Annotated in this window: 20 protein-coding genes; 4 read left to right on the forward strand and 16 right to left on the reverse strand. The window is 68.9% G+C overall.

The features are described from left to right. Positions 1-76: 76 nt before the first annotated feature. From GRX01_RS15170 to moaA, 12 genes are all read right to left on the reverse strand, one after another. Positions 77-814 (reverse strand): enoyl-CoA hydratase-related protein, encoded by a 738-nt coding sequence (locus GRX01_RS15170; protein ID WP_159669420.1) that lies wholly within the window; start codon positions 812-814, stop codon positions 77-79. Between the two features lie 107 nt (positions 815-921). Next, positions 922-1,320, reverse strand: a complete 399-nt coding sequence (locus GRX01_RS15175; protein WP_159669423.1) for a DUF7522 family protein — start codon at positions 1,318-1,320, stop codon at positions 922-924. 115 nt (positions 1,321-1,435) lie between these two features. After that, entirely contained in the window at positions 1,436-1,960 is a 525-nt protein-coding gene (locus GRX01_RS15180; protein WP_159669442.1) for a BGTF surface domain-containing protein, read from the reverse strand. A gap of 248 nt (positions 1,961-2,208) precedes the next feature. Further along, positions 2,209-3,291, reverse strand: a complete 1,083-nt coding sequence (locus GRX01_RS15185; protein WP_159669445.1) for a methionine synthase — start codon at positions 3,289-3,291, stop codon at positions 2,209-2,211. Next, positions 3,288-4,319, reverse strand: a complete 1,032-nt coding sequence (locus GRX01_RS15190; RefSeq protein WP_159669448.1) for a 5-methyltetrahydropteroyltriglutamate--homocysteine methyltransferase — start codon at positions 4,317-4,319, stop codon at positions 3,288-3,290. The genes GRX01_RS15185 and GRX01_RS15190 overlap by 4 nt, the downstream gene beginning before the upstream one ends. A gap of 55 nt (positions 4,320-4,374) precedes the next feature. Continuing rightward, entirely contained in the window at positions 4,375-5,004 is a 630-nt protein-coding gene (locus GRX01_RS15195; RefSeq protein ID WP_159669451.1) for a HemK2/MTQ2 family protein methyltransferase, read from the reverse strand. Then, positions 4,997-6,244: a mechanosensitive ion channel domain-containing protein gene (locus tag GRX01_RS19530; RefSeq protein ID WP_159669454.1), complete on the reverse strand. Its 1,248-nt coding sequence runs from the start codon at positions 6,242-6,244 to the stop codon at positions 4,997-4,999. The genes GRX01_RS15195 and GRX01_RS19530 overlap by 8 nt, the downstream gene beginning before the upstream one ends. Continuing rightward, the gene (locus GRX01_RS15205) at positions 6,241-7,101 is read right to left on the reverse strand and encodes a 16S ribosomal RNA methyltransferase A (RefSeq protein WP_159669457.1); all 861 of its coding nucleotides are present in this window, start codon (positions 7,099-7,101) and stop codon (positions 6,241-6,243) included. The genes GRX01_RS19530 and GRX01_RS15205 overlap by 4 nt, the downstream gene beginning before the upstream one ends. Positions 7,102-7,193: 92 nt before the next feature. Continuing rightward, the gene (locus tag GRX01_RS15210; RefSeq protein ID WP_159669460.1) at positions 7,194-7,838 is read right to left on the reverse strand and encodes a DUF655 domain-containing protein; all 645 of its coding nucleotides are present in this window, start codon (positions 7,836-7,838) and stop codon (positions 7,194-7,196) included. Between the two features lie 105 nt (positions 7,839-7,943). Beyond that, positions 7,944-8,300 carry an RNA polymerase Rpb4 family protein gene (locus GRX01_RS15215; RefSeq protein ID WP_159669463.1) on the reverse strand — a complete coding sequence of 119 codons (357 nt, stop codon included), beginning with the start codon at positions 8,298-8,300 and terminating at the stop codon, positions 7,944-7,946. Between the two features lie 4 nt (positions 8,301-8,304). Next, positions 8,305-8,598 (reverse strand): 50S ribosomal protein L21e, encoded by a 294-nt coding sequence (locus GRX01_RS15220; RefSeq protein WP_159669466.1) that lies wholly within the window; start codon positions 8,596-8,598, stop codon positions 8,305-8,307. A gap of 132 nt (positions 8,599-8,730) precedes the next feature. Next, positions 8,731-9,741 carry a GTP 3',8-cyclase MoaA gene (gene moaA, locus GRX01_RS15225; RefSeq protein ID WP_159669469.1) on the reverse strand — a complete coding sequence of 337 codons (1,011 nt, stop codon included), beginning with the start codon at positions 9,739-9,741 and terminating at the stop codon, positions 8,731-8,733. A 170-nt stretch (positions 9,742-9,911) separates the two neighbouring features. Between moaA and GRX01_RS15230 the strand changes: the two genes are divergently transcribed. Both GRX01_RS15230 and GRX01_RS15235 read left to right on the forward strand, forming a co-directional pair. After that, positions 9,912-10,985, forward strand: coding sequence for an Mrp/NBP35 family ATP-binding protein (locus GRX01_RS15230; RefSeq protein WP_159669472.1), 1,074 nt, complete (start codon positions 9,912-9,914; stop codon positions 10,983-10,985). Positions 10,986-11,104: 119 nt separating this feature from the next. Continuing rightward, a complete protein-coding gene (locus GRX01_RS15235) occupies positions 11,105-11,413 on the forward strand; it encodes a hypothetical protein (RefSeq protein WP_159669475.1) in 309 nt (102 codons plus the stop codon). A 57-nt stretch (positions 11,414-11,470) separates the two neighbouring features. Here the strand turns inward: GRX01_RS15235 and GRX01_RS15240 are convergent, their stop codons facing one another. The 3 genes from GRX01_RS15240 to GRX01_RS15250 all read right to left on the reverse strand — a co-directional run bounded on the left by GRX01_RS15240 (position 11,471) and on the right by GRX01_RS15250 (position 15,483). Continuing rightward, complete coding sequence (locus tag GRX01_RS15240; protein WP_321168145.1) at positions 11,471-12,520, reverse strand: NAD(P)/FAD-dependent oxidoreductase; 1,050 nt, start codon at positions 12,518-12,520, stop codon at positions 11,471-11,473. A gap of 447 nt (positions 12,521-12,967) precedes the next feature. After that, positions 12,968-15,232, reverse strand: a complete 2,265-nt coding sequence (locus GRX01_RS15245; protein WP_159669478.1) for a CDC48 family AAA ATPase — start codon at positions 15,230-15,232, stop codon at positions 12,968-12,970. Beyond that, positions 15,229-15,483, reverse strand: a complete 255-nt coding sequence (locus GRX01_RS15250) for a DUF7127 family protein (protein ID WP_159669481.1) — start codon at positions 15,481-15,483, stop codon at positions 15,229-15,231. The genes GRX01_RS15245 and GRX01_RS15250 overlap by 4 nt, the downstream gene beginning before the upstream one ends. Before the next feature lie 168 nt (positions 15,484-15,651). On the opposite strand from GRX01_RS15250, the gene GRX01_RS15255 reads away from it, so the two are divergent. Continuing rightward, positions 15,652-16,422, forward strand: coding sequence for an alpha/beta fold hydrolase (locus GRX01_RS15255; RefSeq protein ID WP_159669484.1), 771 nt, complete (start codon positions 15,652-15,654; stop codon positions 16,420-16,422). A gap of 177 nt (positions 16,423-16,599) precedes the next feature. Here GRX01_RS15255 and panB read toward each other — a convergent pair whose 3' ends face one another. After that, positions 16,600-17,412 carry a 3-methyl-2-oxobutanoate hydroxymethyltransferase gene (panB, locus tag GRX01_RS15260; protein ID WP_159669487.1) on the reverse strand — a complete coding sequence of 271 codons (813 nt, stop codon included), beginning with the start codon at positions 17,410-17,412 and terminating at the stop codon, positions 16,600-16,602. Positions 17,413-17,526: 114 nt separating this feature from the next. On the opposite strand from panB, the gene GRX01_RS15265 reads away from it, so the two are divergent. After that, a complete protein-coding gene (locus GRX01_RS15265) occupies positions 17,527-17,709 on the forward strand; it encodes a type IV pilin (protein WP_159669490.1) in 183 nt (60 codons plus the stop codon). Positions 17,710-17,730: the final 21 nt, after the last annotated feature.

Here is a 17,730-nt window from a genome sequence, read left to right on the forward strand (position 1 = left end):
GGCGACGGCGGGTTATCAGTTGTCGGGTGATCGATCGACGCGGAACTCCGTACCGGGACCCGAGCGAACGGGGCGGTCACGCCCTCTCGGAGAGGAACCGCTCGGCCGCGGCGAGACAATCGGGCTCGTCCGCGACAGCCGAGAACCCCTCGACGAGCCGAGCGCGCTCGTCCGGGTCGGCCGATGCGGCCCGCACGTACCGTTTCACCAGCGCCACGGACGGCGCGGGCGAAGTACAAACCGCCTCGGTCAGCTCCGTGACGGCGCCGTCCAGTTCCCCGTCGTCGACGACCCGATTGCACAGCCCCCACTCGCGGGCGGTCGCGGCATCGATCGGCTCACCGGTGAGCGCGAGTTCCAGCAGCCGCTTCCGGCCGCACGCCTCCCCGACGCGCGCGACGGCGTACGGTGGATACGCCCCGATCGTCGCCTCCGGCAGGGCGAACGTCGCGTCGGCGGAGGCGACCGCGAGATCCGCCGCGGCGACGACCTCGAACCCGCCGCCGTACGCCGGCCCGTCCACAGCGGCGATCACGGGGACCTCGACCTGCTCTGGACCGAACAGCGCGTCGTACAGCCGGGTCGCCAGCGTTCCCGGCGCCACGTCGTCGCCCAGCCCCGCGACCGACGCGATGTCGTCGCCGGCACAGAAGGCCTCGCCGGCACCCCTGAGCACGATCGCGCGCGCCTCCTCGGCGCCGCGATCGAGCGCCTCTCGGAACTCGGCGAGCCCGTCGAGGGTCAGGGCGTTGCGTTTCTCCGGGCGGTCGAACGTCACCGTCGCGATCTCGCCGTCCAGATCGTATCGGATCACGACCCCGAGTGCGGCGGAGCGGGGACAAAAAACGACGCGACGGCGAGGTCGACCCGACCGACCGTTGCGGCGGGACTCGTCCGTCCGTTTCGACGACAGCGCCCGGTTCAGGCCTCCCGCGAGTCGGGAGCGTCCAACACGGAGTGCAGCGCGCTCGCGATCTCCTCACACCGTTCGACCGTCAGCCCCTCGGCGGTCGCGATCGCCCCCGCCTCCTCGGCCGTCACCCGAACGACCGAGCCCCGTTCGAACCGCCGGATCGTGTAGCGGTAGTCGCCGAGCTCCGTTCCCCGGTACGCGTCCGCGGCGTCGAACCCGTCGCGGGCGCGGTCGACGAACGCCGAGAGGTCCGCGTCCGCGTCGAGATCCGACCGGAGGTACACCTGCTCGTGGTCGTCGTCGGTGAAGTACGTCAGACTGCGTAGCCGTTCACCCGCGGCCGTGCGAGCCGATCGTCGAAGCTGCCGATCGAGATCCGCGGAGGCGACCCCGTTCCCGGAATCCATGTGACATGGTATCACACCACGATACTCAAACCTTTCGCGTCGCTCGGGTCGGAACAATCCGTCGAGGCGCGTCCGTTCCGCTCGGAACGCGTTCGGGTCAGCCCGCGGTCGACGGTCAGTGATGACGACGCCGACGGGCAGCCAGTCCCGCCCCAGCACACAGGGCCGCGGCGGCGGTCGCCACCCCGAAGCCGGGACCGCTCGTCTCGGTCCGTGTCCCGGTCGACGTCTCGGTCGGCGTGGCCGTCACCGGAACGTCGGCGGCGACGACCGTCCCGTCGGCCTCGGCGATCGACGAGCCGTCGTGCGTGACGCTCACGCTGAAGGTGGCGCCGGACGACAGGTCGGCGAGGTCGAACTCGCCGACGAACGTCCCGTTCTCGCCCACGCCCACGTCGGCACTCTTGAAGAACCGGGGGGAGGTGTCACCGGTGGACTGTACCCGGATCGTGACGGTCTCGCCGGCGTCGAGGTCGGTCGCCCCCTCGATCGTCGCGTCCTCGACCGCGTGAACGCGGACCGTCTCGTTCACCGTCGACAGCGACGCGTCCGACGCGCCGGCGGCGACGCCGGCGAGGCCCGAAACCGCGAGTAGTACTACGCCGATAACCACGAGTCGTCCGTCGATGGAGGGCAACATGCGACGTGAGTCCCTGCACCGGCCGATGTCCTAAACCGGTCGGTAACGACGAATCTCGTTTTTGTCACCACGGCACACGATCGTTGGGAGTTGCAAGCGCGCATCCCCCGTGTCACGGACGTGGGTTCGGGAAACCCACCTGTCCTTGCGGGCTCCCCGGCCGTCTCCGGCACGTCATCCGGAGTGTCGTCGCTCTCCCGTCGCCTCGCTTCGATCGCCTCGGTCGCGGGCTGCGAAGTCGGCTCGCCTCAGTCGTCTGCGGGCGCGACGTCCTCGACGGCGGGCACGTCGATCTCGCCGGCGTCGAGTTCGGCCTCGACCTCGCGGGCCGCCTGCACCATGTTCTCCATCTTCGCGTAGGCGGCCTCCCGGGGAAGCAGCTTCAGGCCGCAGTCCGGACTGATCGTCAGCTTCTCCGGCGGCACGACCTTGAGCCCCTGCTGGATGTTCTCCTTGATCTGCTCGACCGACTCCACGTCGGCGACGTGGGCGTCGACGACGCCCAGCGCGAGGTCGGGCTGGAAGTTCCCGTCGGCGAAGACGCCGATCTGTTTGTACTCGTCGTTGGCGAGTTCGACGTCGATCTCGTCGATCGGGAACTCGTTGACCTCGGGGTAGACGCGCGAGTAGTCCCCGTAACACACGTGAAGGCCGATGCGGACCTCCTCGTCGATGTCGCTGACGATGCGTTCGAGACACTCGCCGACGATGGCGTGGTCGTCCGGGGTCGTCGCCAGCGCGGGCTCGTCGATCTGGATGTAGCGGGCGCCCGCCTCGACGAGCTTCTCGACCTCCTCGTTCACCAGGTCGGCGAGGTCGTACGCCAACGCCTCGTCGTCGTCGTACGCCTCGTTGAACGCCCAGTTCGCGAGCGTGTACGGGCCGGTGATCGGCACCTTGACCGGCCGCTCGGCCACGTCGTCGACGAACTCGAACTCGTCGACCAGCCACGGCTCGTCGTACTCGACGCCCTCGACGACCGACGGCTTGTCGAAGTAGTTGTGGCCCCACACCTTCACGGGTCCGTTGAACTCGTAGCCGTCGATGCGCTCGGCGAAGAACTCGACCATCTCCTCGCGGCGCATCTCGCCGTCGACCACGGTGTCGAGGCCGGCACGTTCGTGCTCGTGGGTGATGACGCGGGAGGCGTCGTCGGTCGCCTCCGCCCACTCCGACTCGCCGAAGGAGTGGTCGTCGTCCTCGAAGCGGTCGCGTGCGCGGTTCAGCCACTTCGGCTTCGGGTACGAGCCGACGACGGTCGTCAGCAGGAAGTGGTCGCTCTCGTGACCCTCCGGGCGGAACTGCTCGCGGTTCTGGGGGTTCCGGCTCATGCCTCCACCTCCGTCTCCGCGGCGTCAGCGTCGCCGGCGATCGCGGCCGCCTCGGCGAGCACCGACAGCTTCGCCTGATGCTTGTTCACGGGCAGGTAGAACGTCTCGGTGTTGGGCGTCACGTAGGTGGTGTCGAACGTCTGTGCGGGGATCTGGTCGTGAACCCAGCCCACGCGCTCGGCGACCGTCTCGGCGTCCTCGACGAGCGTGTTCTGTCCGTCGACCAACCCGAGCGCGATATCGGCTTTCGTCCCCAGTTCGTTGATGTACTCCAGGTTGGTATCGCGGTCGGCGGCGACGAAGTCGAAGCCGACGGCGTCCACGTCCGCGTCCATGAGGTGAGCGTACGGCGTCTCCTCGAACGCCTCCCAGTACGTCTGGACGACCACGTCGGCGTCCGTCGCGGCTGCGACGCGGTCGATCGTCTCGCTCGCCAGTTCGTTCAGGTCGTCGTCCGGGGCGTTCGTGACGTAGGACGGCTCGAGCAGGAACAGCGTCTCGTGGGCCGGGAACGCGTCGACCTCGTCGGCGAGGTAGTCGCCGACCGCGTCGAGGAACTCGGCCTCGTCGCCGTAGTGCTCGTCGCTCGCGAGGTCCGCGAGGGTGTACGGCCCGGGAAGCACGGCCTGCAGAGCGTCGCCGTCGGCCAGGAGGTCGGCCGCGGCGGACAGCTCCGCTGCCACGTCGCCGGAGGCGTGGAGGTCGCCGACGACTCGCGGGTCGCGATAGAAGTTGTTGTTGTCGTAGTACCGCACGATCCCGCCCGTCTCCACGCTGTCGTGGACGGTCAGCGGGTGCGCGAGCATGTCGTCCCAGCGGCCCTGCCCCTCGACGATCCGGTCGAGGCCGGCGTCGCGCTGGTCGGCGACGAACTCCGCGCGCACGTCGCCGTACGCGTCCGCGACGGCGGCGTCCTCGTCGCCGTCGATGAGGTCGTGTTTCTGGTGGCCCTTCAGGTTCGAGAGGTCGTCCTTCGCCCAGTCCGGGAGCGGATACAGCCCCGGCGTGGTGGCGACTACGTCAGTCATCGGTAGACGGTACGAAATGCCGGGGCATAATACTTCTTGTTCCGAACAATGCCTATCAGTTATCCGGCGCCCGGTGTCGCAACGCGAGGATCGACAGCGTCTCGAACGGGTACGACTCCTCCGCGACCGTCTCCGCGCGGAGGCCTCGGTCGACGGCGTACTCGACCACCTCCGCGAACCCCGTCAGCGAGGAGACGAGCAGGAGCGCGACCCCGTCAGGAGCGAGCGCCCGCGGGAGGTCGTCGAGGAACGGCTCGATCAGTTCGCGCCCGGTCTCCCCGCCCGACAGCGCCACCTCCTGCCAGTCGTCCCACTCGTTGTCCGGGTCGGTCGGGAGGTACGGCGGGTTGAACAGGACGGTGTCGAGCGCGCCGTCGCGGAAGGGCGCGAGGAGGTCGGCGCGGACGGCCTCGACGCCCCGGTCGCGGGCGCGACGGACCGCGTGCGGGTTCACGTCGCTGCCGATCACTCGCGTGGCATCGCCCTCGGCACGGACCCGCTGTGCGACCCATCCCGAGCCGGTGCCGACCTCGAGCGTGACCCCGCGGGCGTGTTCGACGGCCGCCTCGGCGAGCAGGCTCGAGTCCTCAGCGGGCTCGTACACCGGCGCGTTCTGCCCTCTGCGCTCGGCGAGCGCGTCGCGTGTCTCAGTCGGTCCCCGGGACTCCTCGGGGTCCTCAGGCATCGTCGGTCCCCCGGGTTCCCTCGTTCACGCCCGAGCGGTCGTCACCGTGTCCCACGTCCTCGCGGGGAACACCGCTGTCGGTGACCCGGCGGTCGTCGGAGTCGGGTCGCCCGGACAGCTCCCGCTGCGGGAACGGGATCTTGATCCCGGCGTCCTCGAACGCCCGCTTCACCGCGAGCGTCACCCGGGTTCGCGCCTTCCACATCTTCCGCGCGCTGGGGTTGCTGATGTAGAACCGCAGCCGCATGCCGATCTCCGACTCGTCGAACCCCGTGAGCACGGCGTGGGGCTCCGGCGGGGACAGGACGAGGTCGTGGTCGCGCATGGCTTCCTCGGCGACCTCGATGGCCTCGTCGAGGTCCGTGTCGTAGTCGACGCCGACGTCGACGTTCAGCCGGAGGCGACCCTTCCGCGACCGGTTCACCACGTCGGTGTCGGTGACGAGGTCGTTGGGGATCATGACGTACTCGTCGTCGAACGTCCGGATCTGCGTGTTGACGATGGTGATGTCGGTGACGACGCCCTCCTGGTCGTCGATCACGACCCAATCGCCCAGCTCGAACGGCCGGGAGAACAGGACGACGAACCCGGCAAGCACCGCCCCGAGCGTCTGGCGCGCGGCGAGCCCGAGGACGATGCCGGCGAACCCGGCGCCGACGAGCAGGCTGCCGGGGTTGACCCCCCAGACGGCGAACACGACGACCAACGAGATCGCGTACACCGCGACCTGGACGATGTGGTGGGCGATCTCGCTTTGGTGGTCCGACAGCGCGCTTCGCTCCATCCCGAGCCGGCGGATCGTCCGCTTCGTCATGCGGGTGATCAGCGTGGCGGCGCCCAGAACGCCGATCGTCAACACCGTCCGGGCGACGTTGCGGCCGGAGAACACCTGGGTGGGAACCGCCGTGTCGAGCAGCGACACGCCCCGCCAGACGACCACCACGAACAGCCCGAACGCGACGACCGTCGTGACGACCGCGGCCGCCTGAAGCGACTCGATCGCGAGGTCCCGGTCGTCGAATCGATCCTTGAGGGGATGACCGGCCCGGCGGATCCCGGCGATGAGCGCGACCAGCGCCACCGTCGCGAGGATCGTGGCCGCCAGTTTCCCGGCGGTCGTTGGGAACAGCGACTGGATCCACGAGACGAGGTCGGCCGCCGTCGTCGCGGCCGCCTCGCCGCCCGGGACACCGGGCGTCGCGGTTCCCCCCGCCGGCGTGGTCGTTCCGTCCTGTGTCACTGTCCCGGACCGACCTCGCTCGCGCTCCACGCCACCCGTGCCAGCGCCGCGAACGACGCCGGGGCGAGTGCTCCCGGGCGCCGGGAGAGCACGTCCCCGTCGGTCGCCGCCACGACCGCGTCGGGGTCCTCGATCCCGGAGATGTGGGCGGTGTTCCGTATCGCGTTTCGGACGGTCTTCCGCCGCTGGGTGAACAGCGCCTTCACGAACCGGAGGAAGAAGGCTTCGTCGTCGACCGCGTAGTCGGGATCGCGCGGCACGCATCGGACGACCGCGCTCTCGACGCGGGGTTGCGGGTCGAAGGCCTCGGGCGGGATCCGCTCGACGATCTCCACGTCGGCGTAGTGCTGTGCGGACACCGAGAGGCGGCCGTACTCCGAGGACCCCGGTTCGGCGACCATCCGGTCGGCGAACTCCGCCTGAAACATCAACACGAGCGGCCGACCGAGGGGGAGCAGGCGGAACGCGACCTCCGAGGAGACCCCGTACGGGAGGTTCGAGACGGAGGCGGTGAACTCCGGAAGCTCGACGTCCAGGGCGTCGCCAGTCACCACGTCGAGGGTGCCGGCGTCGACGGCCTCGGAGAACTCCTCGCGGAGGAACGCCGCGAGGTCGCGGTCGCGTTCGACGACCGTCACTCGGTCGCCGGCCGCGAGCAGCCGGTCCGTGAGCGCGCCCGTGCCGCCGCCGATCTCGAGGAGGTGCGAGCGGTCGGCGTCGTCCGGGAGGTAGCCCGCCAGCCGATCGAGCACGCGGTCGTCGACGAGGAAGTGTTGATCGCGGTCGGGGTCGCCGCGGACGCCGGCACGCCGCCGGAGGTCGTCGGGATCGCGAAACTCCGGGGTAGCGTCTGTCATTACCCCTCGTTGACCGTCGGCGGCGGTAAATCCGTTCATTCGACCCGAATCCCCGTCGTCGCCCCACGCGGACGCGAGGGCCGTCGTCGGGGCTACTTGTTCGCCGTGGGGGCGTCGACGCCGACGAAGATCCGGTACTTGAGGTCGTCGTCGCGCAGCTCCTCCATCACGCGCTCGACGAGCTTCTCCTTCGGGCTGTGGAGCCCCGAGACCCGCCCGCTCAGGTCCTCGAACGACTCGAAGGGGCCACGCTTGCGAGCGTCGAGGACGTTGTTCCGCAGCTTCTTGCCGATCCCGGGGAGGAGATTGAGCTGGTGGAGCCGAAGCGAGATCGGCTCGGCGTCGTTGTAGAAGTCGACGAACCGCCTCTCGTCGGCCTCGATGATGTCCTCGACCACGTACTCCAGCTCCTGTCGCGCGCCTCGGTTGAGGTCCTCGTAGTCCACCCGGTGGGCCCGCTTGATGCCGGGCGCGGTCTCGGGTTCGATCGCAACCCGGTCGTCGATGCCGAACTCGGCGTCGTCGGTCAGCTCGAACTCGAACAGCCGGAAGTCCCGCTCGCCGAGCCCGTACGCCACCGCGGGGCGTCGGTGCTGGGGCCGGTCGTCGTCCGCACGCCCGTGCGGGAGATACTCGAGGATGTACGCGTGAACGCCGTCGGCGGCGTCGCGGTCGGCGGCGTCTCCCGGCTGGTCGGGCGGATCGCTCGTGGCGTCCGGGTCGGGGTCGTCGTTCATGCGACGCGATAGGTCGTCGGTGGTGATAAAAGGTCGTCGCCGTCGCCGCGATCCGGCGAGCGTGAGCCGGCGGCGACCACGGTGTCGCCGAGCCGAGGACCGGGGTTACGCGTACTTTGCGACGACGTCGAGGATGGCGTCGAGCTCGTCGCCGTCGAGCGCGTATCGCTCCTGCGCGTACACGGCGCGGACCTCCGTCCGGTCGCGCGGGAGGAGGTCGGCGATCTTGTACGCCTGGGGCTCGTCGACCTTCTCGAGCTCGAGCAGTTCCTCGACGAGCTCCAGCGACTCGTCGGCGTCGAGGAAGGCGAACCGGTTGATGTGATCGACCGCGCGCGCCAGCTCGTAGCGCATCTCGCGGTCCTCCTCGGTCGCGCGGTCGTCCTCGACGGCGCCGAGCAGCTCCTTCGCCTGCGACACGGTGAGGAACTCCTCGCTCAGCTTCTCCTTGAAGATCGTCATCGGGTCACTCGGTCTGCGCCTTCAGGTGCGCGGGCTTGGCGAGGATCGTCTTCGTCTTGCCGCCGTCGACGATCTCGACCTTGACCGCTGCACCCTGCTTCCCGACGACGGTGCCGGTGTGGCCGTTGAATCGGGCGTGGAACCGGCCGTCGTTGACCGACGGGTCCAGCTTCAGGTGGACCTTCTGTCCCTCGTCGTAGTCGGCGATCGCGCGCTGGGGCGGCGAGGTACCGCGGTCACGGGGGTCGTTCGAGAGCTTTCCGCGCGTGCTGTGAAGGGGTCCGTTCGAGCTCGGCATAGTCGTGCGCACGTCTTCACCTGTCGCGGGTATAAATGGTGCGTTCCGCGATCGTGGTGAGGCCGACTCACACGGAGGCGGGCACGACCGTTCGAGTCCGCCGGAGCGGCCGAGCGACGCGTTCGGGACCGCTCAGGCGCCGATGTAGTCCTCGTTGATCTCCCACTCGCCACGGTCGTTCTCCACGAGGTACTCCCCGTAGTACGGCACGCGGTCCGCGACGACCTCGCGGAACGCCTCGCGGATCTCCGGAGTCGTCATCTCGCCCATCGACTTGAGGTCGTCGTTGCGGTTGAGACAGCCCTTCAGGTACCCCTCGTGGGTGACGCGGACGCGACCGCAGTTGGCACAGAAGTCGTCGTTCTCGACGGGATCGACGATCTCCACCATCCCGAGGCCGGCCGCGTCCGGGGATTCCGCGGACGCGGCGTCGGCGTCGCCCACGTAGTAGCGCTTCCGGTCGTGCATCTCGCGGTGTTCCACGCGAACCGCGATGTCCGACAGCCAGTCGTGGACGCGCTGGATGTCGATGTTCCACTCCGGCTTCCCGGTCAGCTCCGGCATGTACTCGATGAGTTGGAGCTGGAGGCCGTCGTTCTCCGCGACGTGGTCGACCATCCCCTCGACGTAGCCGGCGGTGTGCTCGAACACGACCATGTTCAGCTTCACCGGCGCGAGTCCGGCGTCGACGGCGCATCGCACCCCCTCGAGCACCTTCTCGTAGGCGCCGGACTTGGTGATCTCGGCGAACGCGTCGGGATCGAGCGCGTCCTGCGAGACGTTGACGCGGTCGAGTCCCGCCTCGACGAGCCCCTCCGCGCGGCCCGGGAGGAAGGTGCCGTTCGTCGTCATCGAGGTCTCCATCGAGTCGGGCGTGCGGCGAACGATCTCCTCGAGGTCGTCGCGCAACATCGGCTCCCCGCCGGTGAACTTCACCGCGTCGACGCCGAAGTCGGCGGCGACCTCCAGGAAGCGCACCACGTCGTCGGTGGACATCTCGTCGTCCTGCGCGTCCATCGGGCCGCGCGTGTCCCCCAGTCCCTCGTTGTGGCAGTAGACGCAGTCGAAGTTGCACCGGTCGGTCAGCGAGACGCGAACCCCCGTCACCTCCCGCCCGAAGTCGTCGACCAGCGGTGTCGGCATTATGTAGCGTCCTTCGTTCGGATGTACTTTAACGTGTGGGACGCAGAAGGTGAATTGTAACTGTTTGAGGTTACCTTCGACGTATCTATTCAGATACAACGATTGCGTTCAGCACGGCGCGGAGCGGCCCGTGGGAAACCCTTATTCGGAGCGCTCGCCGACTGCAAGCCATGGACGAAGCCGCCGTACGCGAGCGACTCGAGGGCGTCACCGACCCCGACCTCGGGGAGGACATCGTCTCGCTCGGCCTGGTGAACGCGGTACAGGTCGACGAGGAGGAGGGCGTGATCCGCGTGTCGTTGGCGCTCGGCGCGCCGTACGCCCCCACCGAGACGGCTATCGCCGAGGACGTCCGCGACGCGCTCGCGGACACGGACTACGCGCTCGACATCTCCGCGAACGTCGAGTCCGATCTCTCGGCCGGGGAGGAGGTGCTCCCGAACGTGAAGAACGTCATCGCCGTCGCCTCCGGGAAGGGCGGCGTCGGGAAGTCGACCGTCGCGGTGAACCTCGCGGCCGGGCTCTCACAGCTCGGCGCCCGCGTCGGGCTGTTCGACGCGGACATCTACGGGCCGAACGTGCCGCGGATGGTCGACGCCGACGAGGCGCCCCACGCGACCGACCAGGAGACCATCATCCCGCCCCAGAAATACGGGATGAAGCTGATGAGCATGGCGTTCCTCGTCGGCGAGGACGACCCCGTCATCTGGCGCGGTCCGATGGTCCACAAGCTCCTCACCCAGCTGGTCGAGGACGTGGAGTGGGGGGCGCTCGACTACCTCGTGCTCGACCTGCCGCCGGGAACGGGCGACACCCAGCTCACCATCCTCCAGACGCTGCCGCTCACGGGGGCCGTGATCGTCACGACGCCCGAGGAGGTCGCGCTCGACGACGCCAACAAGGGACTGCGGATGTTCGGCAAGCACGACACGAACGTGCTCGGGATCGTCGAGAACATGTCGGGGTTCGTCTGCCCCGACTGCGGCGGCGAGCACGAGATCTTCGGGAAGGGCGGGGGCAAGCAGTTCGCCGCCGACAACGACCTCCCGTTCCTCGGGGGGATCCCGCTGGACCCATCGGTGCGGACGGGCAGCGACGACGGCGGACCGGTCGTCCTCGACGACGAGCCGGGCGAGGTGGGTGACGCGTTCAAGCTCGTCACCGAGAACGTCGCCAACAACGTGGGCGTCGTCCAGCGGCGGAAGGCGAGCCGCCGCGCGCAGCAGAACACGCCGACGCAGTAGTCCGGTCCGGAACGGCGACCCCGCGGTGACCCTCGGCGCCCCTGTGGCGACCGGACCGCTGTTCGGAGCGGTCGACGGAGTCGGAAAGTGATTAGCCTCGGGCCCGCGGAGTCCGCAACATGACCGACGAGGACGGAGCCGCGAACGCGGACGACGACCCGGACGCGCTCCGGGAGGACGAGCCCGACTGGCAGCTCGCGCCGGACTCCGAGGAGGAGTTCGCCGCCGACGCGGAGACGAGGGAGCTCCTCCGCGCCGTCGCCGAGGACGTCCGCGGCGACTCCGGCGAGTCGAAGCAGCTCTCGGCGATCCTCTATCGCGTGTCTGACCTGTACGACCCCGACGAGGACACCTCGCCGGAGGAGATCTATCTCAACGTCCGGCGCATCATGCAGATCAAGGAGCGGGGCGGACTGAAGCGGGAGTAACGAGTCCGCGTCGTGAGAGCGGGCGAACGTCGACTCCGACGGGCCCATCCCGCCCGTCTACAGGGACAGCGCGATCTCCTCCCCCGTGTCGAGGCCGTTCCGGAGGGCCGCGTGTAGCCGCCCCTCGCCGGCCATCCAGTCGCCGACGCAGTACAGCCCCGCCCCGGCGGCCTCGCGGAAGGCGCCCGGCGCCTCCGGTCCCGACTCCGGGATGGCGTACCGCCACCCCTGGTGGTCGGTCCAGTCCGGGTCGGCGAGTCGGTCGTCGTCGAGGATCGCGGCGGCGTGCTCCGCGAGCGCGGCGACGTTCTCCGCGGGCGGGTCGTCGTAGCGATCGACGGACCACTCGTGGTTCGCCTGCACGATCAACACCGACTCGCCGTCCGGGACGTGCCCGCGTTTGCATTCCTCGCGGGAGATCCACCCGACAGCGTGCTCCTTGTCCGTGTTGACCAGCGCGTAGTACGGCCGGTCGATCCGGAACCCGTACCCCAACACGGCGGTCCAGACGCTGCGGTAGTCGACCGCCCCGACGGCCGCCGCGAGCGCGTCGCGGCGCTCGTCGTCCCAGTCGGCCTGCCCGAGCAGTTCGGCCGTCTGCGGCGCCGGCGGGTTGAGGACGAGGACGTCGAACGGGCCGTGATCGTCGCCCGCCGCGTCGGTCGCAGTCCACGTGTCGTCGTCCCTCCTGTGGATCGTCTCGATCCGGGTCCGCCGACGGACGGACGCGTCGGTGCGCGCGAACAGGCGCTTGGCGATCTGGGTGAGCCCCTCGGTGTAGCTCCACTTGTGCTCGTCGGCGTCGCGGCCCTCTGAGACGTCGCCGTCGGCCGTGAACGTCCAGACCGGGTCGCTGGCGTCGACCAGCCCCTCCGCATCGAGCGTCTCGGTCAGCAGTTCGGTCACGCGCTCGTCCTCGGATTTGACGTAATTGGCGCCGTAGTCGTAGCGGTACGTGTGGCCGTCGCGTCGTCGCGTCGCCGCGCGGCCGCAGACGCCGCCGGACTTCTCCAACACGGTGACGGTCGCGTCGGGCAGCGCCTCGTCGAGCACGAACGTCGCCGCGGCGGCGCCGGCGCCGGCGCCGACGATGCCGATTCGGGTCACGGGGGTCACTACGGGCGCCAGCAGTAAAACGGGTGGACCCGCCGTGCGGCGATCCCCGTTTCGCCACCGTCACCACCGGGCCGACGATGCCGCCGAACCCCGCGGAGGGTACGGCGGATCGGTCGAGAGAAGGCAGCACACGGTCACGCGTTTGCCTTTCGGGAATCGACGGGTACGGTCGTTCTCGAAAGACGGCCGGAATAGGGTCGTGAAGCGGTGTAGTCGCGGTCACGGAAGCGGTGCGGAGTCACCAGCGAATCGACCGCGAGCGAGGTCCGAAGGCCCGAGCGAGCGGCGGTTTTGGCATGAACGGGTTTTAGCGGGGGTCTGGCCGCAGTCGTTCGAGAGGCGCGAAGCGCCTCTCGTGATGACGAGAGACGCCGGCGGCGTCTCTCGAACCACGGGCGGCTTCGCCGCCCGCGAGGACATGCCCCCACTAAAAGAGGTTCATTGGAACGTCCGGCCCAGTTCGCCCCCGGAGTCGTCGCGGGGTTCGCTGCTCCGGAACCGCTGTTCGATCTCCTCGTAGCGCTCCCTCGTCTCGTCGGTGACGGAGGGGTGCACCTCACCCAGCGCCTCCTCGAAGTGGGCCATCGTCACGCGGACGTTGCCGAGGGAATCGTCCACCTCCTCGGGCGACACCGACTGGATGAACTCGCGGGAGGCGTTCATCGAGGCCTCGCGGCAGACCGCCTCGATGTCGGCGCCGACGTAGCCCTCAGTGCGGCTCGCGAGTTCGTCGAGGTCGACGTCGTCGGCGAGCGGCTTGTGGCCGGAGTGGACCTCGAAGATCCGACGGCGACCCTCCTCGTCGGGCACGGGCACGTGGACGTGCCTGTCGAGGCGTCCCGGCCGCAGCAGCGCGCTGTCGATGAGGTCCGGACGGTTCGTCGTCGCGATGACGACCACGTCCTCCAGCGTCTCCAGGCCGTCCAGCTCCGTCAGGAGCTGGGAGACGACCCGTTCGGAGACGCCCGAGTCGCTGGAGTTGCGTCCGCGCTCGGTCGCGATCGCGTCGATCTCGTCGAAGAAGATGATGGTCGGCGCGTTCTCGCGGGCCTTGCTGAAGACCTCGCGGACGCCCTTCTCCGACTCCCCGACGAACTTGTTCAACAGCTCCGGCCCCTTCACCGAGATGAAGTTGGACTCGGACTCGTTGGCGACGGCCTTCGCGAGCAGGGTCTTCCCGGTGCCCGGCGGGCCGTACATGAGCACGCCCTTCGCGGACTCCATGTCCATGGCCTCGAACACCTCGGGGTAGTCGAGGGGCCACTGGATCGTCTCGCGGAGGCGGTCCTTGGTGTCGTCGAGGCCGCCCACGTCGTTCCAGGTGACGTCGGGAACCTCGACGAACACCTCCCGGAGCGCCGAGGGTTCGATCCCCTTCAGCGCCTCCTTCATGTCGCGGCTCGTGATCTCGATCGACTCGAGGATCTCCGCGTCGATCTCGTCCTCCTCCAGGTCGATCTGCGGGCGGATGCGCCGGATGGCGTTCATTCCGGCCTCCTTCGCGAGGCTCGCGATGTCGGCGCCGACGAAGCCGTGGGTCGTCTCGGCGTACTCGTCGATGTCGATGTCGTCCGACAGCGGCATGTTCCGGGTGTGGACCTGCAGGATCTCCTTGCGGCCGTCACGGTCCGGAACGCCGATCTCTATCTCGCGGTCGAAACGACCGCCGCGGCGCAGCGCCGGGTCGATCGCGTCGACGCGGTTGGTCGCGCCGATGACGACGACCTCGCCGCGCTCCTCCAGCCCGTCCATCAGGGAGAGCAGCTGGGCCACGACGCGGCGTTCCACGTCGCCGCCGGCCTCCTCGCGCTTGGGCGCGATGGAGTCCAGTTCGTCCATGAAGATGATCGCGGGGGCGTTCTCGGCGGCCTCCTCGAACACCTCCCGGAGCTGCTCCTCGGACTCCCCGTAGTACTTCGACATGATCTCGGGGCCCGAGAGCGTCTGGAAGTGCGCGTCGATCTCGTTGGCGACGGCCTTCGCGATGAGCGTCTTGCCGGTCCCCGGCGGGCCGTGCAGGAGGACGCCCTTCGGCGGCTCGATGCCGAGGCGCTTGAACAGCTCCGGGTGGCGCATCGGGAGCTCGATCATCTCGCGGACCTGCTCGAGCTCGTCGTCGAGCCCGCCGATGTCCTCGTAGGCCACGTCCGGCGTCTCGGCGGCGCCGCCCGCCTCTTGGGCTTCGGCGATCTGTTCGGCCGGCTTCTCGGAGATCTCCACCTCGGTGGAGTCGGTGATGACGACGGTCCCGGTCGGGCTCGTCGAGGCGATCTTGAGCGGCACCGCCTGCGACCCGCCGCCCATCAGTCCCAGCCCGAGCGGGAAGCGGATCGTCTGTCCCTGCGTGACCGGCTGTCCCGAGAGCTTGTCCCGGATCATCGAGCCGATGTTGCCGCGGATCCCGAACTGCTGGGGGAGCGCGATCGTGATCCGTTCGGCGGGCTCGACGTCCGCCGGCTCGACCGTCACGCGGTCGTCGATGCCGACGCCCGCCTCCTGGCGGAGCTGGCCGTCGATGCGGACGACGCCCGTGTTGTCGTCCTCCGGGTACCCGGGCCACACGCGAGCGATCCCGGTCGAATCGCCCTCGATGCGGATGTAGTCGCCCCCGGAGAGGTCGAGCTCCTCGGCGGCGACCCGGTCGATCGCGGCGAGGCGGCGACCGGCGTCCTTCTGCTTCAGCGGTTTGACGGTGAGTTTCATGCGTGGACCTCGATAGTGAGTACGCCGTTCTCGATGTCAACACTTGCGGCCGGGCCGGGGAGCTCGAACTCGAACTCCTCGTCGTCGCGATCGCCCTCGGGGGCGATCACGACGATCGCGGTCCCGTCGACCGTGTCGACCGTCACGTCGTCGTCGGCGGCGTTCAAGTCGGCCGCGATGACGGTCGCGTCGTCGTAGTCGTACCGGCGAAGGAACCGTCCGCGCCGGTCGACGGTGTTGCGTTGGTTCATTTGTCCTAACAACAGGTAATGCTCGTAAGTATATAAAGATATCGCCAGTGGATCGCATTACGGCGCGGGGTGTGGGTCGAGAACATGTGTTTGCAGTTCATCAGCTCGGCCCTGACACTTGCCTGCGCCCCCGGCCGATTTATACTCCCACCCGCGCGAGAGTGTATCATGAACACGGTGGCCCACCACGGCCGGGAGACGACGTATCGGACCCGCGGCGCGACGGCGGACGGTCCGGGACTGGTGTGCGTTCACGGGAGCGGCGGAACGGGGGACGTGTGGACGGGGCAGTCCCGCCTCACGGACCGAACCCCGGTGACGACGCTGGATCTCAGCGGCCACGGCGACAGCGACGACGTCGACGCCCAGCCCGGTCCGGAGGCGCTCGAGGCGTACGCCGACGACGTGGTCGCGGTCGCGAACGCCACGGACTCGTCGGTGCTCGTCGGCAACTCCCTCGGCGGCGCGGTCGCGATGTGGGTCGCTCTCGAGCGCGAGCTCCCGCTGGACGGGCTCGTTCTCGCGGGCACCGGCGCGAAGCTCGCCGTGCTCGACGACCTGCTCGTGTGGCTGCGCGACGACTTCGACCGCGCCGTCGACTTTCTTCACGGCGCGGACCGGCTGTTCCACGACGCGGGCGAGGAGGCGGTCGAACGTTCGCGCGCGACCATGCGCGACGCCGGGCCCGCCGTCGTCGAGCGGGACTTCCGGACCTGCCACGAGTTCGACGTTCGCGATCGCCTCGGGGAGATCGACGAGCCCGCGCTCGCGGTCGTGGGCGAACACGACGGGCTCACGCCGCCGCGGTATCACGAGTACCTCGCCGAGGAGATCCCGGAGTGTGACCTCGCGGTGATCGACGACTCCGCACACCTGACGATGATCGAGCGACCGAACGCGTTCAACGACGCCGTCTCGTCGTTCCTCGACGGGTTGTAACGACCCTGCGTTGGTCCATTCAGTCGACTGAACGGTGGGTCGCCGAACGTTCAAATACGATACCGGGACCAGGGTCTCCGTGCCGAACTGAGACGCTCGGGTCGTTCAGCGGGTGTGCGACTCATCGACCCGAGAGCGAAGCGAGTCGCCTGTCCGCCACAGCCAGCCGGACTCGGGTCAGTACACGTCGTCGACGGCGTCCTCGACGTGACCGTGCTCCTCCGCGGGGAACTCGCCGTTCTCGACCTCCCGTTTGTACGCCTCGACGGCCGACTCCATCTCTCCCCGGAGGTCGGCGTACTGCTTCGAGAACGGCGGCGACCACTCGTCGAGGCCGAGCACGTCCGTGATCACGAGCACCTGGCCGTCCGTCTCCGGACCGGCGCCGATCCCGATCGTCGGGATGTCGAGCGCCTCGGTCACCTGCGCGGCGAGGTTCGCGGGAACGTGTTCGAGCACGAGCGAGAACGCGCCGGCCTCCTCGTGGTCCGTCGCCAGCTCCAGCAGTCGTTCGGCCGCCTCGGGGTCGGTCCCCTGCCGCTGATACCCGCCGAGTTGGTTCACGTGTTGGGGCGTCAAGCCGAGGTGTGCCATCACCGGGATGCCGACCTCCGTGAGCCGTCGCGTTAACTCGACCGTGTGCGGCCCGGACTCGATCTTCACGGCGTCGGCGTCGGCCTCCTTCAGCATCCGCCCGGCGTTCTCGACGCTGTCGCTCTCGTCGACGCCGAACGAGAGGAACGGCATGTCGGCGACGACGAGGGCGTCATCGGCCGCGCGGGCGACGGCGGCGGTCCGACTCTGTACCTCCTCGAGCGTGACGGGAAGCGTCGAGTCGTGTCCGAGCACGGCGTTGCCCATCGAGTCCCCGACGAGGATCACGTCGATCCCCGCCTCGTCGACGACGGAAGCGGTCGGCGCGTCGTAGGCTGTCAGCATCGTGACGGGGTCGTCCTCAGCACGGTTTCGGATGTCCCGTGTGGTTACCATGCGCAGGGGATCGGCGCCGGCCACCGATTAATCCGTCTGATCCGGGAGCGATACGTTCCGGCGATGATAATCGGGAGTGAGCTGTTAATTACCGGGACGATCCACGTCGAAACAGTGACCGATCGAGCTGTCTCCTCAGTGGTCGGCGTCACACTGCTAGTGGCGATCGGTGTCCTCCTCGGGGTCGTCGTCGGGTCGCTCGCGCTCGGGTTCGACGATCAGTTGACCGATCCGACGCCGCGGATCGTTCTCGATGTGACGACGTACTCGGCCGACGGGAGCGGGAACGGCGACTGACCGTACCTAGAGGTCCATCAC

Origin of the sequence: Halobaculum saliterrae (genome assembly GCF_009831625.1) — an archaeon.
In the GTDB taxonomy this organism is placed as follows: domain Archaea; phylum Halobacteriota; class Halobacteria; order Halobacteriales; family Haloferacaceae; genus Halobaculum; species Halobaculum saliterrae.

Coding starts and splice junctions, on each gene's coding strand:
- GRX01_RS15175 (WP_159669423.1), bottom strand. CDS start 1,320: ATGGATTCCGGGAACGGGGTCGCCTCCGCGGATCTCGATCGGCAGCTT.
- GRX01_RS15180 (WP_159669442.1), bottom strand. CDS start 1,960: ATGTTGCCCTCCATCGACGGACGACTCGTGGTTATCGGCGTAGTACTA.
- GRX01_RS15185 (WP_159669445.1), bottom strand. CDS start 3,291: ATGAGCCGGAACCCCCAGAACCGCGAGCAGTTCCGCCCGGAGGGTCAC.
- GRX01_RS15190 (WP_159669448.1), bottom strand. CDS start 4,319: ATGACTGACGTAGTCGCCACCACGCCGGGGCTGTATCCGCTCCCGGAC.
- GRX01_RS15195 (WP_159669451.1), bottom strand. CDS start 5,004: ATGCCTGAGGACCCCGAGGAGTCCCGGGGACCGACTGAGACACGCGAC.
- GRX01_RS15205 (WP_159669457.1), bottom strand. CDS start 7,101: ATGACAGACGCTACCCCGGAGTTTCGCGATCCCGACGACCTCCGGCGG.
- GRX01_RS15210 (WP_159669460.1), bottom strand. CDS start 7,838: ATGAACGACGACCCCGACCCGGACGCCACGAGCGATCCGCCCGACCAG.
- GRX01_RS15215 (WP_159669463.1), bottom strand. CDS start 8,300: ATGACGATCTTCAAGGAGAAGCTGAGCGAGGAGTTCCTCACCGTGTCG.
- GRX01_RS15220 (WP_159669466.1), bottom strand. CDS start 8,598: ATGCCGAGCTCGAACGGACCCCTTCACAGCACGCGCGGAAAGCTCTCG.
- moaA (WP_159669469.1), bottom strand. CDS start 9,741: ATGCCGACACCGCTGGTCGACGACTTCGGGCGGGAGGTGACGGGGGTT.
- GRX01_RS15230 (WP_159669472.1), top strand. CDS start 9,912: ATGGACGAAGCCGCCGTACGCGAGCGACTCGAGGGCGTCACCGACCCC.
- GRX01_RS15235 (WP_159669475.1), top strand. CDS start 11,105: ATGACCGACGAGGACGGAGCCGCGAACGCGGACGACGACCCGGACGCG.
- GRX01_RS15245 (WP_159669478.1), bottom strand. CDS start 15,232: ATGAAACTCACCGTCAAACCGCTGAAGCAGAAGGACGCCGGTCGCCGC.
- GRX01_RS15250 (WP_159669481.1), bottom strand. CDS start 15,483: ATGAACCAACGCAACACCGTCGACCGGCGCGGACGGTTCCTTCGCCGG.
- GRX01_RS15255 (WP_159669484.1), top strand. CDS start 15,652: ATGAACACGGTGGCCCACCACGGCCGGGAGACGACGTATCGGACCCGC.
- panB (WP_159669487.1), bottom strand. CDS start 17,412: ATGGTAACCACACGGGACATCCGAAACCGTGCTGAGGACGACCCCGTC.